The sequence below is a fragment of the Bacteroides helcogenes P 36-108 genome, from assembly GCF_000186225.1.
Classification (GTDB): Bacteria; Bacteroidota; Bacteroidia; order Bacteroidales; family Bacteroidaceae; genus Bacteroides; species Bacteroides helcogenes.
The window spans coordinates 629,190-647,343 of record NC_014933.1 but is presented as its reverse complement, the minus strand read 5'-3'; the positions used below and the strand labels follow the sequence as shown (position 1 = coordinate 647,343).

Here is an 18,154-nt window from a genome sequence, read left to right as displayed (position 1 = left end):
TTTTGATTTCAATGTTTATAATTAATTTCCTTCCCTTTTGGTACAGATGATTTGGTTGCCGAATTCAACGCTGATGCGGGAGTATTTGTTCCAGCCTACTTGGTTCAGCGCTCTTTCATAAAACATCTTCACCCGTTGGAGTTTCTGTTCGAAGCCGTCCAGCTTGCCAAGGTAGATAAGGTGCTCGCCCACCCGGGGCACTAACTCTATGTTTCTGCCCGGAAGGACGTTTATCTGTTCAATCTGTGCATTCCAAAATGGATTCTTCTGCAAAAATACACCAAACTTATATAAATCCCTCATGGCAAACGACTTTTCTACATTTCCGGTCACTATGGCAAGGTGTGCAATGCACTTTGCATCGGGCGGCATCACAGTGCCTTTGTTATCCAGATAATAGTTGTCACCGTTGGCGCTCATCACCCGCAGGATGGGGATGCGCTGGGTCACCTCAATACAAAGTTTGCCGCTGGGCGTTTTGTAGCATTCCACCCGGTCGATGAGGGGATGTTTGGCAAGTTCGCGCTCCAATGTCTTGGTGCGGATGCGGCCGAGGCTTTTCCCGATGGGGGTGATACCCTTTTTATCCAGAAGGGTAGCTACTTCCTTTTTCGTGATGAAGCCGGCATAGACCGTGTCCTTTATGGCCAGCTCGATGTCATGGCACTTCCGGTCGGCGGATTTCCGGTTGAAGGTTGTGACGGCCATCACCAGATAAGCTATGATAAGCAGCAGGACGATAGAAAGCAGAATCCTTTTAATCATATACATTTATAATATAGTGTTTCTTTAACCTCTACTTTAGAAGTCTAAACTTCGGCTTCAGACTGCCCTGCCTTGGCTTCAGACTTCCCTGCCCCGGCTTTTGTGTCATTAAGCCTCTGCTTCAGGAGTTCTGTTATTTGGGGCGTGTAGTTGTCCATGTCGCCGGCTCCCAACACTATCAGCACCTCGATGTGCTTCTCGGCAAGCAGCTTCAGGATATCTTCTTTCCGGCAGATGCACTTTTCGATGCCCGGACGCAGGTTGTCGTAGATCAGTTTGCTGCTGACGCCGGGGATGGGCTGCTCGCGTGCCGGATAAATTTCCGTCAGAATCACTTCGTCCAGCAGGGAGAGGCTGTCGGCAAAGTCCTTGTAGAAGTCACGGGTGCGGGTATAGAGGTGGGGCTGGAAGATGGCGGTGATCTTCTTGTCCTGATACAGTTCGCGGATGGACTTCACACTCTGGGCTATTTCGGCCGGGTGGTGGGCATAGTCGCTGAGGAATACTGTTTCGTCGGTCTTCAGCTTGAAGTCGAAACGGCGGTCCACTCCACGGAAGCTCGCCATGCCACGTTTGATTTCTTCGTCCGTGGCTCCGCTTAGGTGGGCCAGAGCCATGGCTGCTATGCCGTTCTCTATATTGATGCCGACGGGTACGCCGAGCCGGACGTCATTGATGCGGGTGTCCGGGGCCACGAAGTCTATGAAGATTTCACCTCCTCCGATGCGGATATTTTCGGCGTGAAAGTCTCCTTCATTCCGCGAATATGTGTAGGTAGTCACGCCCGGCTGTACATCGGGCTGCAATTCCAGTCCCTTGTGAATGATCAGGGCGCCTCCGGGCCGGATAAGTGTGGTGTAGTGCCGGAAGCTTTCCAGATAAGCTTCTTTGGTTCCATAGATGTCCAGATGGTCGGCGTCTGTGGCGGTGATGACACTCATCCAGGGAGACAGCCAGTGGAAGGAACGGTCAAACTCGTCTGCCTCGATTACGGTGTAGGGGCTGCTTTGAGAAAGCAGCAGATTGGTTCCGTAGTTCTTTGAGATGCCTCCGAGGAAGGCGGTACAGCCCACATGCGACTGATGCAGCAGATGCGCTGCCATCGTGCTGGTGGTTGTTTTGCCGTGTGTGCCGGCCACGCAGAGTCCTTTGCTGCTGCGGGTGATGATGCCCAATACTTGTGAGCGTTTATGTACCTCAAAGCCGTTGTCGCGGAAGTAAGCCAGTTCGGTGTGCTGTTGAGGGACGGCGGGGGTATAGACTACCAAGGTGCTGTTCCGGTCTTTGCAGACTTCGGGGATAAGGCTGCTGTTTTCTTCGTAGTGTATCTGCGCGCCTTCTGCTGTCAGGCGTTCGGTCAGTTCGCTTGGTGTGCGGTCATAGCCTGCCACTGCTTTTCCTTTGGAGAGGAAGTAGCGGATCAAGGCACTCATTCCGATGCCTCCGGCGCCGACAAAATAAACGGATTTGATTGTCTCTATATTCATTGCTTGGTATAAATAACGGTTGTAATTATGATAATATTGATATTTGGGATATCTCTGATCATTGAGATGCCTTTATTATTTGTCTTCAATCATCTTCAGCACTTCTTTGGCAATCATCGTGGCCGAGTCGGGCAGTGCCAGCTTGGCGATGTTTTCGCTCAGGCTTTTCAGCTTTGCGTCATCGGCAATGGTTGCCAATGCCAGAGGTATCAACTCGTTTCCGGCATCCTCGTCTTTCATGTGGATGGCTGCGCCCTTATCGGCCAGTGCCAGTGCGTTCTTGGTCTGATGGTCTTCGGCAACGTTGGGCGAAGGAATCAGTATGACCGGCTTGTGCAGCAGGCAGAATTCGGAGATGGAACCGGCCCCTGCCCGTGAAATCACCAGGTCGGCGGCGGCGTATGCGCTTGTCATGTCTTTGATGAAATCCGTTACGTACAGGTTGGGGATGGCGTTGATATGCGGATGTCTCACCGCTTCTCCCGTAGCGGCGGTGATGGCTTCCTTTACCCGGTTGATGTAGATTTTCCCTGTTTGCCAGATGAATTGCACGTCCGGGTGGTTGCGCACGGTCTCCAGCCCCGTGGTCATGGTTTCGTTGATGGTGCGTGCGCCGAGGCTGCCGCCCAGTATAAGGATTGTCTTCTTGTCCGGGTTCAGTCCGAAGCAGGCTGCGGCTTCCCGGCGTGGGATGGAATGCCCTGTCAGGTTTTGGCGTACCGGGTTGCCGGTCATGATGATCTTTTCGGCAGGGAAGAACTTCTCCATGCCTTCGTATGCCACACAAATCTTGCGGGCTTCCTTTGCAAGCAGTTTGTTGGTGACGCCTGCGTATGAGTTCTGTTCTTGTATCAGGGTGGGGATGCCCATCATGCCGGCCGTTTTCAGGGTAGGGCCGCTGGCATAGCCCCCTACACCTACTGCTGCTTGCGGGCGGAATTTCTTGATGATGCTGCGTGCCTTCCATTGGCTGCGTAGCAGTTTTATGAGCACGGAGAAGTTCTTCCATAGATGCTTGCGGTCAAATCCGGCTATGGGCAGGCCTACGATTTTATATCCTGCGTCGGGCACGCGCTGCATTTCCATTCTTCCTTCGGCTCCTACAAAGAGGATGTCTGCTTCGGGGCGGAGTTCCTTTATGGCATTGGCTATGGAGATTGCGGGGAATATATGCCCGCCCGTTCCGCCGCCGCTGATGATGAGTCTCACTCCTTTCCCCGTGGGGCGGGGCGTAGCTTCACTGCTGCTTATAGAGTTGTCCATGTAAAGTTCCTTTCGTTTTATTATTTTGTTTATATCCAATATCAATCATTCTCCCTTTTTCTTGCTGTGGGGCGAGAGAGGAAGGCGTTATTCACACTCCGCGTCATTCAAGTTCTGCGTCGCTGCCTTACTCAAACTCCGTGTCACTGCCTCACTCAAACTCCGCGTCACTGTTCAGCACTTTTGCAGTAGGGTCTGCTGCCGTCTGTGCGTCATTGCTCTGGGGCTGTGCGGGGCTTTCCGTATTACCGGCCTTTGTCAGTGCCGGCATCGCGAGGGCTTCCTGCGTCTTCTGCTCATCCAGCCTGGCGGTGTAGCGGCTTACGCTCAGTATCATGCCTATATAGGCACAGTTGATGAACGTGGATGTTCCTCCTTTGCTGATAAGCGGCAGAGGTTGCCCTGTGACGGGGGCCAGGCCGACGGCCACCATCATGTTGAACAACGCTTGTGTGACAAGCAGCAGGGCTATCCCTATAATGAGGAAAGCCGGGAAAGTGCGGTCGCATTTCTTGGCGATGCGTCCCACACGCACCAGCAGGCATACGTAGAGGAATACGACGATGACTCCGCCCACCAGTCCCAGTTCTTCGACGATGATGGCGTATATGAAGTCGGAGAAAGCCTGGCTCAGAAAGTCACGCTGCACGGAGTTGCCCGGCCCTTTGCCCACCACGTTGCTGGTGGCTACGGCGATGCGGGCGTGTGCCACCTGTCCGTCCCCGTCTATGTCGAACTTGGCTGCGGGCACTTTCTCCTTGTTCGTGAAGTCGGCAATACGCGACTTTACGGTGGTGAAGCGGTGTCCCATCGGAATCTTTTCGAGGGTATCGTTGGGGGTCGCGAGCAGGAAGGTGACAAACACGACGGCAAAGGCCAGAATGCTTCCTCCCAGTATCAGCAGCTTTCTGGCGGGGATTCGTCCGATGAACATCATCAGATAGACTGTGCCGAAAAGAAGCATCCCCGTTGAGTAATTCTCCGGCAAGATGAGTCCGCATACCACGCAGGTGATGATCATGATGCGTTTGAAGGCTTTCGGGCTGGCTCCGTCCTCGTCCTGCCCTTTGGAAAGGATGAAAGCGGTGACGATGACTACTGCCATCTTTGCTATCTCCGAAGGTTGGAACTGTATGCCCATAAAGGTCATCCAGCGGGCGGCTCCGTTCACACGGTCGCCGGTGGCGAATCCCATCAGCATGACGAAGGCCAACAGGCCGATGGAAAGGGGCAGCAGAAATACGGGGAACACCTGAAACCACTTGTAGGGTATGTTGTGCACCAGTATCACAATGACGGCTCCTACCATGAGGAGGATGCTGTGCTGCGTAATAGGTCCCCAATGGTCACCGCTTTTATAGGTCAGCGTGCTGGCGGCACTGAACACCTCGGTGATGGAGATGAGGCAAAGGAAGAGGAAGATTATCCAGATCACTTTATCTCCTTTGAATATGCTCTTTAATAAATCCAATGCTTCACAAGTTAATAATTAATAATCAAAGTTCCAATTTCAGCTTCCGCTTCGTTCCGGTCTCGGCTTCTGTTCCGTTTTAATTTCAGCTTCCGCTTCGTTCCGGTTTCAGCTTCTATTTCATTTTATTTTCAGTTTCCGCTTCGTCTTATTTTCAGTTTCCGCTTCGTCTCGGTCTCAGCTTCTGTTCCGTTTTATTTTCAGTTTCCGCTTCGTCTCGGTCTCGGCTTCTATCTCGTTTTATTTTCAGTTTCGGCTTCGTTCCGGTCTCAGCTTCTATCTCATTTTATTTTCAGTTTCGGCTTCGTTCCGGTCTCGGCTTCTGCTCCGTTTTAATTTCAGCTTCGGCTTCGTCTCGGTCTCAGCTTCTATCTCGTTTTAATTTCGACTTCCGCTTCGTTCCGGTCTCGGCTTCTGTTTCGTTTTAATTTCGACTTCTACTTTGTTCCGGTCTCGGCTTCTGCTCCGTTTTATTTTCAGTTTCCGCTTCGTCTCGGTCTCAGCTTCCGCTTCGTTCCGGTCTCGGCTTCTATCTCATTTTATTTTCAGTTTCCGCTTCGTTCCGGTCTCGGCTTCCGCTTCGTCCCGATGAGGGCTATTGTGAGACTACTGCTGTCACCTATTGTGAGACTACTGGTCTCTCTTGTGGTGAGACTACTGCTGTCACCTATCATGAGACTACTGGTCTCTCTTGTGGTGAGACTACTACTGTCACCTGTCATGAGACTACTGGTCTCATTTCCGCCCCCTCTTCGGTGTCTCTACAAGGCTCTGGCGCAGGCCTTGAACTGGTCGCCCCGGTCCTCGTAGCTCTTGAAGAGGTCGAATGAGGCGCAGCACGGGCTGAGCAATATGGTTTCGCCTTTCTTTGCCAGACGGAATGCCGCATCCACGGCGTCTTTCATGCCCGTCTGCACGTCGGCCACGGGCAGCCCCAGGCGGTCGAAGAAGCCGTGCAGCTTTTCGTTGTGCAGCCCTAAGTATACTAAGGCGGAGCACTTCTCGCGCACGAGGTCTTCTATCTCGGTGTAATCGTTTCCCTTGTCCTTGCCGCCAAGGATGAGCACTGTCTTGGTGGTCATGCTTTGCAGGGCATACCAGCAGGAGTTCACGTTGGTGGCCTTGGAGTCGTTGATGAAGTGGATGCCGCGCACGTCGCACACCTTTTCCAGCCGGTGCTCCACGCCTTTGAAGTCGGACAGCGCCTTGCGGATATATTCTTTCTCGATGCCCGCAAGGTTGGCGGAGATGCCGGCGGCCAGCGAGTTGTACAGGTTGTGCGTGCCGCGCAATGCCAACTCTTCTTGTTCCATATTGAAGGCGATGGGGGCGTTGATCTCTATTTCACCGTCTTCCACGTATGCTATCGCTCCGTCTTCTTTTACCGAAGCGAAGGGGTAGAGATGAGCCTTCAGGCCATGTTTGGCGAGCTCGCGTTTGATGATGGGGTCGTCGTTCCAGTAGATAAAGGCATCGTCCGGAGTTTGGTTGCGGGTGATGCGGAACTTGGCGTCGATGTAATTCTGCATGCAGTGGTCATATCGGTCCAGATGGTCGGGAGTGATATTCATCAGCACGGCGATGTTGGCACGGAACCGGTACATGTTGTCCAGTTGGAAAGAGCTCAGTTCGATGATGTAATAATCGTGCTTTTCGGTGGCTACCTGCAGGGCGAGGCTGTTGCCGATGTTGCCTGCCAGCCCTACGTTCAGCCCCGCGCTCTTGAAGATGTGGTAGATGAGTGAGGTTGTGGTGGTTTTTCCGTTGGAGCCGGTGATGCAGACCATCTTGGCGTCGGTGTAGCGTCCGGCAAACTCTATCTCGGAGATGACGGGCGTACCTTTCTCCTTCAGCTTCAGTATAAGCGGCGCGTCGTTGGGTATGCCCGGGCTTTTCACCACTTCATCGGCGTTCAGTATCAGTTCTTCGGTGTGATGTCCCTCCTCCCATGCGATGCCGTGTTTGTTCAGCAGTTCTTTGTATTTGTCTTTAATGGCGGACATGTCGGAAACGAACGTGTCGAAACCTTTCACTTTGGCGAGTACGGCTGCTCCTGCGCCGCTTTCGCCGGCTCCTAATACTACAATTCTACTCATATCGTTTTTTATTATCTTATCTTCAATGTTATAATCGTTATCGCCGCCAGTACGATGGTTACAATCCAGAAGCGGACGGTGATCTTTGACTCGTGGAACAGTTGTGTAGGCTTTGTGAACACTACATTGCAGCCGGGCTCTATCAGGTTCATGCCGGTGCGGAAGTGGTCGTGTATCGGTGTCCGCTTGAAGAGGCGCTGTTTCACCCCTTTCCGCTTTCCGGCCTTATAATATACCCGTTGCAGGATGACCGACAGGTTCTCCACCAGGAAGATGCCGCAAAGGATGGGTATCAGCAGCTCTTTGTGGATGATGATGGCATATACGGCGATGAGCCCTCCGATGGTCAGGCTGCCCGTATCGCCCATGAATACCTGCGCCGGATAGGCGTTGTACCACAAAAAGCCGATGAGCGCGCCGATGAAGGCGCAGATGAAGATTACCAGTTCCTGTGAGCCGGGAATGTACATGATGTTCAGATAGCCGGCGTATTCTATGTGGCTGGACACGTAGGCCAGTATGCCCAAGGTCAGTCCGATGATGGCGGAGTTTCCCGCGGCCATGCCGTCCATGCCGTCGTTCAGGTTGGCCCCGTTGGACACGGCCGTCACCACGAAGATGGTGACGATGACGAACAATATCCATCCCGCCGTCTGCGCATGCTCGCCCATGAATCCCACAAGCTCTAAATAGTCGAAGTTGTTGCTCTTGAAGAAAGGTATGGTGGTCTGCGTCGCTTTGATTTCCTTGGCGGCGTGTATCACCTCTATTTGTCCGTCCGGCTTTTGTATTTCTATGTTTTCGCGGATGACTACCTGCGGGCTGAGGTAGAGAGTGAGCCCCACGATGAGCCCCAGGCCCACCTGCCCGATGATTTTGAACTTGCCGTGCAGCCCTTCTTTGTCTTTCTTGAATATCTTGATGTAATCGTCTGCAAAGCCCAGCGAGCCCAGCCATACTGTTGTGATAAGCATCAGCACCATATAGACATTGTCCAGTCTGCCTAACAGCAGGCAGGGGATGAGGATGGCGAATATGATGATGACACCTCCCATGCTGGGAACGCCTACCTTGTTCACCCCGAACGGGTCGATGCTGGCATCGCGCTGTGTCTCGGTAATCTGTTTCCGCTTCAGCAGGTTGATGAACTTGTCACCCCAGATACTCGATATCAGCAAGGACAGTATGATAGCCATCAATGCCCGGAATGATGTATAGCCGAACATTCCCGCACCGGGAACGTCGTATTTGTCTAACCATTGGAATAAGTAATATAACATAACTTCTTAATTTGCGTGACAGGGGGATAATAATCATATTACCGCTTTATCACATTATCACATCATGGCCTTTAACTCTTCTTTATCATCGAAGTGATGCTTCACTCCCTTTATCTCTTGATAGTCTTCGTGTCCCTTTCCGGCCACGAGGATGACGTCTCCCGGCTGTGCCAGCATGCAGGCGGCTTTGATGGCTTCGCGGCGGTCGGTGATGCTGACGGTCTTCTGCAGGTCGTCCTTTCCGAGTCCGGCAAGCATGTCATTGATGATGTCTTGCGGCTCCTCGAAGCGGGGATTGTCGGAAGTGATGATGACACGGTCGCTCAGGCGGGCGGATTCTTTGGCCATGATGGGACGTTTGCCCTTGTCGCGGTTGCCGCCGGCTCCTACTACGGTGATCACTTTCCCTTTGCCTTCAAGCACTCCGTGAATGGCATTCAGTACATTGACCAGCGCGTCCGGGGTATGGGCATAGTCCACGATGGCGGTGAAGCCCTTCGGCGAACGGATGGCGTCGAAGCGTCCGGCCACGGGGTGCAGGGTGCTGAGGGCCACGAGCACGTCTTCCTCCTTCTTTCCTAACAGTACGGCGGCGCCGAATACGGCGAGCAGGTTGCTGGCGTTGAACTTGCCGATGAAGCGCACGGCCAGCTCATGGTTGTTGAAGTCCAGCAGCATACCCTCAAAGTGAGATTCTAACACTTTGCCTTTGAAGTCACTGAGGCTGCGCAGAGAGTAAGTATATACCCGCGAGCGTGTGTTCTGCGTCATTACCAGGCCGTTCTTGTCGTCCAGATTGGTCAGGCTGAACGCACTCTTGGGCATGTCATCGAAGAACTTCTTCTTGGCCTTGAGGTAGTTTTCTACAGTCTTGTGATAGTCCAGATGGTCGCGTGTCAGGTTGGTGAAGATGCCGCCGGCAAACTTCAGCCCGCTGATGCGTTTCTGCGCGATGGAGTGGGAGCTGACTTCCATAAATGCGTATTTGCATCCGGAGTCGGCCATCTCGCCTAACAGACGGTTAAGGGTAATCGGGTCGGGCGTGGTATGTTCGGTAGGTACGGGCTGGTCGTCGATGTAGTTGCATACGGTGGAGATCAGTCCCACTTTATAGCCGAAGTAGCGGAATGTATTATATAATAAGGTGGCGATTGTTGTTTTCCCGTTGGTTCCGGTCACGCCTACCAGTTCCATCTTGGATGTGGGATCGCCGTAGAAGGCGGTGGCCACTTTGCCCACTGCATCTTCGCTGTCCTTTACCTGAACGTAGGTTATGCCGCTTTTCTGTTCTTTGGGTAAGTCTTCGCAAAGCACCGCGATGGCTCCTTTCTCTATGGCAGCAGGGATATAGGCATGGCCGTCGGTCTGTGTGCCGCGCATAGCCATGAACAGATGTCCGGCTCCAATCAAGCGGGAGTCTATGTTCACTCCTGTTATTTCCAAATCCGTACTTCCGGTTATATGTACCGGCTGTATCGTTTTCAACAAATCACTTAATTTCATAAGCATGTCTTCTTATATTTTATATCATCTCTATCTGTTAATTGCCCATTCTCAACAGGATGGTCTGTCCTTTCACTATTTTGCTTCCTCCTGCTATCGACTGGCTTTTTACCCGTCCTATGCCGTTCAGTCTTACGCGCAGTCCTTTGCTTTCCAGCAGATATACGGCGTCCTTTGCTCCCATGCCGATAACGCTGGGGACAGCATCCGGAGATTTTCCCTGGCTTTGCAATATCACGGCAGACGGGGCAGCCTGTACATGTCCCCACAGGTTTTGTCCTTTCTCTCTGCTGAGTTGGTGCTGTGTGGGGATGTTCAGTGCATTCAGTGCATACAGTGCCTCGTTCAAGTCTCCGGACTTTACGTCGGGAATGACGTTCGTTGTGCTGTCTATGGCGCTGCGCAGATCGAAGCGCAAGTTCTTGGCATAAACTCTTTCCGCTATTTTTCCGAACACGCTGCCTGCCATCAGACCTCCCGAAGCAGGAAGTCCCGGCTTCTGTATGGAAACGATGCAGCTATATTTAGGCGCTTCGGAAGGGAAGTATCCGCAGAAGCTGACCAGATAGTTCACACGGCCTGACTTGTAGCCTGCAGCTCCTTGTGAAATCTGTGCAGTGCCTGTCTTTCCTGATACGGAGAACTGCTTGCTTCCCGCCGGCTTTGCCAATCCTTCGGATACTACCTTTCGCAGAATTTCACGAATCTGCGTCAATGTGCGGTCGGAGCAGATTTTGGAATTGATGATTTCTGTGGGGTATTCTTTAATGATTTCACCGTCTTTTACTGCCGCTTTGACAAATTTCGGGCGTATCATGGTTCCATTGTTGGCTATGGCGTTATAGAAAGTCAAAATGTTCATTGGCGGCACTTGGGTTTCATAGCCGATACTCATCCACGGCAAAGTGGTTTTGGCGAAGTAGCGCTCTTTGGGGCCTTTTATGTTAGGCTTTCCTTCACCCGGAATTTGCAGGTGCAGCGGCTGATCAATGCTCATGCGCTTTAATCCGTCCACATATTTTTGCGGGTTGTCTTTGTAGTGTTTGTCTATAAGATAGGAGACGCCGACATTGGAAGATACTTCCAGTATGCGGGTTACGTTGATTTTCCCGTAACCGCCGCGATGCCAGTTATGGTCTCTCATCTTACTGCCGTACATGTTCATAATGCCGTTGCCCGTATCCACTTCTGTGTCGGGAGTGATTTTCCCATCTTCAAGCGCCACCATGATGGAGGCGGTCTTGAAGGTAGATCCGGGCTCCAGCATGTCGCTGATGGCATTGCTGTTCATTTCGTAATAATTTCCGTCATCCGCTTTCATCATGTTGACGATGGCTTTCACTTCTCCTGTGGCAACTTCCATCAGGATGGCAACGCCTACGCTGGCATTTATTTCCTTCAGTTTGTCCACCAATGCTTTTTCACAGATGTCCTGCATGCCTACGTCAATCGTGGATACCACGTCGCAGCCGTCTATCGGGGGCAGATCGACGATATTCAGGTATTTGTTCATCACCTTTTGGCGGTGGGTGATGCCGTCCCGTCCTTTCAACAGGGTGTCGAATGCAAGTTCAATGCCATTGCGGGCTCCCAGTGCGGTGTCGGCATAAAGGCGTCCCAGGGTTTGGGCTGCCAATGAGCCGAAAGGTTTTTTGCGCTGATTGTATGCCTGCTCATGGAATCCCCCTCTGTATTTATTCAGGTTGAACACGGGCAGTCGTTTTGCCTCCTTGTATTGTATGTATGAGATACGTTTCGGGTAAATAAGGAAGTTGCGGCTGCCTTTTTTCCGTCCGTTCAAAAGATGTCTTTTGAATTCCGCGGCGCTTTTGTCCGGGAATATATGATGCAGCCCTTCACAGATTTCACCCAAATGGTTCATGAGCATTGTGTCTTTCTTCTCGCCACCTGCCTTGAAGTCCATGTAGATGCGGTATTCGGGCAGTGAACTTGCCATCAGTTTGCCATCCGATGAAAGGATGTTGCCGCGATTGGGCTTTACGGTCACGTTCTCTTTTACGAAACGGTCTGCCACGTCCTGCCAGTATTGTCGTTCGGCAAACATAATCATTGCGCCCTTTACGACGATGGCTATCCCCACCAGTCCCATCAACAGGACGACGAAGAAATAACGGGTCATTATGTTTTTTTTGTTTACAGCCAATTTGGTTTATTTTTTTAACGATTCTACTTTACTGCTGATTACTGTCTGTCTGTTGTCAGTTTCCCGACTTCCGTATCAGATACGGTGGGTTGGTGGAAGTCTGCAAGTCGCTTTCTTTTGTTGCGATGTACTCCTCTATGCGCGACTGGCGGCTTCGTTCCATCAGTTCGGAGCTGCGGGTCAGGGCATCATATTTGATGTCCGTAAGCTCTTTTTTGAGCTTGTCCACCTCTATCATCTGCTGTTGGCATGCATATCGGTTATGGATGTAAAACAGGATGAGAACCATGATAAGAACCATCAGCTTGGTCTGGCGTCGGAAGAAATCAGTGGCCAGGATGTCACCGCCGATGATGTTCTTCAGTGAGGTGCGTCTCTTTATCTTTTCTTTTTGTCCTTCTTCCATGGTCATTTCCTTTCCACTTTTTCTGCTATTCTCAGCTTGGCGCTGCGTGAGCGCGGGTTGCGTTCTATTTCGGCTTCGTCGGGAACAATCACCTTGTTGTTCACCAATCTGAAGGGGGTCTGCACGTTCCCGAAGAAGTCTTTCTCTGCCTTGCCTTCCACATTTCCGGTTTTCATGATGTTTTTTACCATGCGGTCTTCCAGCGAGTGGTAAGTGATTACCACCAGACGGCCTCCGGGCTTCAGGGCCTCGGTAGCTGCATATAGCATCTCTTTCAGGGCTTCCATCTCGTGGTTCACCTCGATGCGGAGTGCTTGGAAAACTTTGGCGAGTTCTTTCTTCTCACGTTCGCGGCCGAACAGGGGCTTGATGATGTCCAGAAATTCGCCGATGGTCGTAATTTTTTGTGCGGCGCGTGCCTTTGCGATGACGGAAGCTAACTTGCGGCTGTTCTTCAGTTCGCCGTACAGATAGAAGATGTCTGCCAAGTGTTCTTCGCTGCAATTGTTCACCACATCGGCGGCGGTTGTGCCGGCACGTTTGTTCATGCGCATGTCCAGTTCGCCGTCGAAGCGGAAGGAGAATCCCCGCTGGCTGTCGTCGAAGTGATGTGACGATACGCCGAGGTCGGCGAGTATGGCATCCACTTGTCCGATGCCGTGATAGCGCAGGAAGTTGTGCAGATAGCGGAAGTTGCTGCGCACAAAGGTGAAATGCGGGTCGTTTACGATGTTGCGTTCGGCGTCCTCGTCCTGGTCGAATCCCAACAGGCGGCCGCCGTCTTTCAGGCGTGTGAGTATCTCGCGCGAGTGCCCGCCGCCGCCGAAGGTGACGTCCACGTACGTTCCGTCCGGCCGGATGTTCATCCCGTCCACGCTCGGCATCAATAATACCGGAATATGATATGTCTGTTCTTCTTTCATCTTTTCTTTCGCTTCTGATTATTCGTTGCCCGGTTCTTCGCTTTCGGGCGGGTTTCCTCCCAATATGTCCTGCAATGCCTCGCTGAATTCTTGGGGCGTCATAAAGGGTTGTTCGGCACGCTCCTTGGCCCAGATTTCGATGGTGTTGTCCATCCCGATGAAACGCACTTCGTTTTGGATGCCCGTCATCAGCAGGTAGCGTTTGGGCAGCAAGATGCGTCCGTTTCCGTCGGGAATCACGATTTCCGCATCGCTTACGAACTGCCGGAAAATGGCCTGCTGTTTGGCGTTCCACTTATTCAGCCTGCTTCGGAGCTGGTTTTGTGTCTCGAACCAGATACTTTCAGGATAGAGCACAAGGCAATCTTGAAACACGTCTTTGCGCAATATCAGCCTTGCTTCCGAAGCGGCTTGCAGTTGCTTCCGAAAGCAGGAGGGGATGAAAACTCTTCCTTTTGCATCCGTCCGGGCTTCTATATTACCTAAGAACTGTATCATCGTCACATTATTATAATAAACGACTGTAAAAGTACACATTTCCCCACAATTCCCCACAAGCTTTTAACAAAAAACTTGCAGAGAAGTTTTCAACATCCTGTTTATAGCTTATTCCTTTGAAAATGAACGGTGTGCTGTGAGGCTTTGGTAGTGGGGGATTGCGGTGCTTGTGGCTGTATATACTTCGCGGCTGCATCTATATATGCAATCTGTTGCATCTATATATGCAACGCGTTGCATATATAGATGCAGCATTGGCGGTATAGAGCGAAAGTTCTGGGAGCGAAAACCGTTCTTTTTTTTATGAGTTTTCTTCCCTGTACTGCGTAGGGGGGCATCCCATGCTTTGCTTGAATGCCGTGCTGAAATAGCGTGGGGTGGAGAAGCCGGTACGGTCTGCAATCTCATTGATGCTCAATGTGCTTCCGGTCAGCAGTTCGGCGGCACGGCCTATACGCATCTTGTTGATGTAGTCGTTCGCTCCCATGCCGGTCAGCGCCTTCAGCTTGTTGTAAAGGGATGATCGGCTGACTCCTAATTCGGAGCATAGGAAAGGGACGCTCAACCGTTCTTCGGCGAGATTGTCGGTTATCAGTTTGTTCAGCAGATTGAGGAATTTCTCGTCTGCTGCGCTGAATGTGCTTTCTTGGGGTGGTGGCGGTGTGTGTGCACCTGCATAGCGCACTTTCATCCGTTCCCGGTTCTTCAGTTGGCTGTGTATGGTGATGTACAGCATGTTGACATCGAACGGTTTGGTCAGATAGGCGTCTGCGCCGTTCTTGTAGCCGAAGATCTGGCTTTCTTCATCGTTGCGGGCTGTGAGCAGTATGACGGGGATATGGCTTATCTTCAGGTCTTCTTTGATCTGCTTGCACAGCTCATAGCCGTTCATGCGCGGCATCTGGATGTCGCTGACAACAGCGTCCGGGGGTGATTCACGGCAAATCTTCAGGGCCTCTTCACCGTCGTATGCCACTTTTGTTTCTTTGAAACAGCCTTTGAGGGCGGCGGACAGATATTCGGTCAGGTCCTTGTTGTCATCCACGATGAGCAGTGTGCGCCCCTGGGTATCCTCTTTGCGGGGCATTCCGCCGGGAGTGCTCTCTGTCTCTTGTGTGGGAGCCAGCAGCTCGTTGAGATAGGGGCGGGGCTGCAACGTCACTTTGCCGGGTTGCAAGTCTCTTGGCAGTTCAAACCAGAAAGTGGCTCCGGGCATGTCGCCGTGGTCGTATGCGCCTATACTTCCGCCGTGCTGTTCGGCCAGGATTTTGGAGTATGAAAGGCCTATGCCCGTTCCGGGGCGGCTGTTGTTGCCCTGGTAAAACCGGGTGAACAGGTTGTCGATGTCCGTTCCCTTCAGGCCGGGGCCTTCGTCGGAGACGGAGAAGCGCAGGCGGGTCTTGTCGTCGGACAGGCTTGTGGCTATGTATATCCGCCGGTTCTCGGAACTGTATTTCAGGGCGTTGATCAGTAGGTTGATCAGTATGGTGGTGCATTTCTCTTTGTCGAATTGCAGGCTTTCCGCTTCATTGTCAGGTTGATATACTATGGAGATGTGCTTCATGTCGGCCTCCGGCCGGAAGTCTGCGAGAAGCTGCTCTATCCAGGGATTCAGTTCCACGGTTTCCACATTCAGTGTGCTGTGCCCGGCTTCCATCTTGCGTACGTCCAGCACCATGTCCAGGAGTTTCTTCATGCGCCCCGACTGCCGGCTGATGTTTTGTATCGTCCGGTATTTATCGTCATCGGGCGACAGCGAGTCCAGCAACTGCCTCAGCGGAGCATGTATCAGCGTCAGCGGTGTGCGCAGTTCGTGGTTGATGTTGATGAGGAAGCGCACCTTTTCCTCATATACCTGTTGCTCGTGCTCCTTCATCGCCCATTTCAGCTTGTTCTCTTTGCGGCGCAGCAGCAGTAAGAAGATGAGGGCGGTGCACGAGGCGGCCGACAGGATGCAGCATGCCACGAACCATCCCGATTTGTACCAGGGCGGAAGCACTGTCAGTTCCATGATTTGATAATCGTCTGTCCATCCGCCTGTGCGTGTGCTGCAGGCCGCCATTACCTGATAGGTTCCGGCCGGAAGGCTGCTCAGTGTCAGTTCCGGCAGGTAGGAGTAAGTCACTTGTCCCTCCATGCCCCGCAGTGTGTATCGGTAGATGGGCTTACGGAAGATGTCTTTGTCGTGGGCGATGATTTTTATGGAAATGGGCCGGCTCTGTTCCCCCACTTGCAGGCTGCGTTTACCGATGATCAGGCTGTTCATCCGTTCTCCGCCTATCAGGATGTCCGCCAGTTCAAGTACGGGTGGTGAGGTCTCGTCTTGGGGAAGGTGTTTGTTGATGCAGAGCAATCCGTTTACAGTCCCCATATAGACATCGCCTTGTAGAGACAGGAGGCGCGGCTTTTCCAGATATTCATTGGGGATTACTCCGTCCGGCTCTCCATAGAGGATGAATTCTCCTTCATAAACCAGATGGGCGAAAAGCTTGTCGTTTGTCCCTATCCATACGCGTCCCCGTTTGTCGCAGACTATCGAGGTGATTTCGCTTATCAGGCTGTTGGGGATGCAGGCGTGCTTCTTTTTTGCGGGCGAGAAGTAGCTGAGCCCGTGGTTGCTTCCTATCCAGAAAGTTCCGTTTTCATCGGCGGAGACGGAATTGAGCGTGGTGTCTCCCTGGCAACTGTATAATGTCTGAAGCCTGTTGTTGCGGGCATCTATGCGATAGATGTGCTTGAAGTCGTGCATATAGGTCACCATGCCGTCGCTGTATATGGGCAGGATGGTTCCGATGATATTTTTGACATCTCCGCCTATGGGGGTGAATTCTTTCCGCGCCGGATTGTAGCTGTAAGGCAGTTCAGACAGCAACAGCACGGTTTCGGCAGTGTTCCGGAACAGGTTTACGGCTTTTCCCTGCTGGCACAGCAGGGAGTTGATGCTGTCGTTGACGATGACCAGCGGGCGGTATCTCTCGGTCTGCTTGTCAAAAAAGAAGAGCCCTTTACTGAACAGCGACACCAGCAGTTGCCTTTCGTCCATTCCGGTGATGGAAGCCACTTTATCTCCCCAGGAGGGCAATACGTGGTGGAATTTCTTGGTACGCGGATTGAACCTGTTTATTCCGCCCCCGTCTGTTCCTATCCAGATGTCTTCTTCGTCTCCTTGGTAGAGGCTTAGGATTGTTTTCTCGCTCAGCCCGTATTCTATTCCCGGCAGGGCGTCCGCATAAATCTTTATTCCTACTTCCTTGATGTTGATCAGGCCGCCCCGCACGCTGCCTGCCCACATGTTGTTGCTTGAATCGGCGTACAGGCAAAGTATGGAATTGGCGGGCAATGAATAGGGATTTCCGGGAACGTGCGACAAGGCAGACATGGCATCGGTTTCCGGATTCAGGATGTAAATGCCTTCGCCGTCCGTGCCTATCCATATCTGTCCGTCGCATTCGGCCAGGGAGAGCACGACATTGGTTCTTAAAGGAGAGTTCTGCGTCTGGTATGAGTGCAGCAGTCTGCCCTTGCGGTCATAGCACTTCACGCCCTGATGATAGGGCGCTACCCATATATTACCTTTGGCGTCGATGAGTGTGGCCATCAGGCCTTTGCTCTCAAAGGGGACGGGACGGGTCTTTCCGGTGGCTATATCCGTAAATAGCGCATGACCCCACCGGTTGGTGCACAGCAAGGTTCGGTCGTCCCATTTCTGCAAGCCGGTGATATTGTATTTACTGTCGGACATCAGCGAGCACAGATACTTGGTACGGCGGTCGGCATAACTGTGTTTGTATAGCTTTCCGTTACCGCCGAACAGCACACCGTCTGCCCACAGGCAAATGGAAGACGCGAGTACCGGATTGTTGTCGTTGTCGCGTGCCTGCGTAAATTCGTCGTTCTGATAGTTGTAGTAGAATAGGCCTTTGGACGTGATGGCCCAGATGGTGTGCTCCTTGTCTTCGACGATGTGGGTGACATTGTCGTGCAGGTATTTCTTCAGTTCATATCCGTCAAAACGGCCTATGCCCGATCTTGTTCCTATCCAGACGTAACCTTTGTCATGGCTTACGGTCAGGCATCGGACGGAATAAGACAGTCCGTTTCGTATGTCTATTCGTTGGAATGCATATTGTTTGCTTCCTGCCGCCTTGCTTTGTGGAAACAGCGACAGCAATGATACCAGTACGGCTAACAGAATTCTTTTCATGGGCTTACGCAAAAGATCGGAACAAAAGTAGGCTTTTGTCGTGAACGAAACAAAACAAAATGTATAATCTTGCCGGAGGAGACTCCAATTTTGG

General features: G+C 52.1%; 12 protein-coding genes. All 12 read right to left on the bottom strand.

Going from position 1 to position 18,154, the window contains the following annotated elements:
• Positions 1-21 precede the first annotated feature (21 nt).
• The 12 genes from BACHE_RS02475 to BACHE_RS02420 all read right to left on the bottom strand — a co-directional run bounded on the left by BACHE_RS02475 (position 22) and on the right by BACHE_RS02420 (position 18,060).
• Complete coding sequence (locus tag BACHE_RS02475) at positions 22-765, bottom strand: cell division protein FtsQ/DivIB (RefSeq protein ID WP_013546126.1); 744 nt, start codon at positions 763-765, stop codon at positions 22-24.
• A 44-nt stretch (positions 766-809) separates the two neighbouring features.
• A complete protein-coding gene (murC, locus tag BACHE_RS02470) occupies positions 810-2,252 on the bottom strand; it encodes a UDP-N-acetylmuramate--L-alanine ligase (RefSeq protein WP_013546125.1) in 1,443 nt (480 codons plus the stop codon).
• Positions 2,253-2,327: 75 nt separating this feature from the next.
• Positions 2,328-3,515 (bottom strand): undecaprenyldiphospho-muramoylpentapeptide beta-N-acetylglucosaminyltransferase, encoded by a 1,188-nt coding sequence (murG, locus tag BACHE_RS02465; protein WP_013546124.1) that lies wholly within the window; start codon positions 3,513-3,515, stop codon positions 2,328-2,330.
• Positions 3,516-3,666: 151 nt separating this feature from the next.
• Positions 3,667-4,986 carry an FtsW/RodA/SpoVE family cell cycle protein gene (locus tag BACHE_RS02460; RefSeq protein ID WP_013546123.1) on the bottom strand — a complete coding sequence of 440 codons (1,320 nt, stop codon included), beginning with the start codon at positions 4,984-4,986 and terminating at the stop codon, positions 3,667-3,669.
• A gap of 761 nt (positions 4,987-5,747) precedes the next feature.
• On the bottom strand, positions 5,748-7,082 hold the full coding sequence (gene murD / locus BACHE_RS02455; protein ID WP_013546122.1) for a UDP-N-acetylmuramoyl-L-alanine--D-glutamate ligase: 1,335 nt from the start codon (positions 7,080-7,082) through the stop codon (positions 5,748-5,750).
• A gap of 11 nt (positions 7,083-7,093) precedes the next feature.
• A complete protein-coding gene (gene mraY, locus BACHE_RS02450; protein ID WP_013546121.1) occupies positions 7,094-8,362 on the bottom strand; it encodes a phospho-N-acetylmuramoyl-pentapeptide-transferase in 1,269 nt (422 codons plus the stop codon).
• 57 nt (positions 8,363-8,419) lie between these two features.
• Positions 8,420-9,865, bottom strand: a complete 1,446-nt coding sequence (locus BACHE_RS02445; protein ID WP_041579589.1) for a UDP-N-acetylmuramoyl-L-alanyl-D-glutamate--2,6-diaminopimelate ligase — start codon at positions 9,863-9,865, stop codon at positions 8,420-8,422.
• A gap of 37 nt (positions 9,866-9,902) precedes the next feature.
• Positions 9,903-12,005 carry a penicillin-binding protein gene (locus BACHE_RS02440; RefSeq protein WP_041579142.1) on the bottom strand — a complete coding sequence of 701 codons (2,103 nt, stop codon included), beginning with the start codon at positions 12,003-12,005 and terminating at the stop codon, positions 9,903-9,905.
• A 79-nt stretch (positions 12,006-12,084) separates the two neighbouring features.
• Positions 12,085-12,441, bottom strand: coding sequence for an FtsL-like putative cell division protein (locus tag BACHE_RS02435; RefSeq protein WP_013546118.1), 357 nt, complete (start codon positions 12,439-12,441; stop codon positions 12,085-12,087).
• Positions 12,438-13,358 (bottom strand): 16S rRNA (cytosine(1402)-N(4))-methyltransferase RsmH, encoded by a 921-nt coding sequence (gene rsmH / locus BACHE_RS02430; protein ID WP_013546117.1) that lies wholly within the window; start codon positions 13,356-13,358, stop codon positions 12,438-12,440. The genes BACHE_RS02435 and rsmH overlap by 4 nt, the downstream gene beginning before the upstream one ends.
• An 18-nt stretch (positions 13,359-13,376) precedes the next feature.
• On the bottom strand, positions 13,377-13,856 hold the full coding sequence (gene mraZ, locus BACHE_RS02425; RefSeq protein ID WP_013546116.1) for a division/cell wall cluster transcriptional repressor MraZ: 480 nt from the start codon (positions 13,854-13,856) through the stop codon (positions 13,377-13,379).
• Between the two features lie 301 nt (positions 13,857-14,157).
• The gene (locus BACHE_RS02420) at positions 14,158-18,060 is read right to left on the bottom strand and encodes a hybrid sensor histidine kinase/response regulator transcription factor (protein ID WP_013546115.1); all 3,903 of its coding nucleotides are present in this window, start codon (positions 18,058-18,060) and stop codon (positions 14,158-14,160) included.
• Positions 18,061-18,154 lie beyond the last annotated feature (94 nt).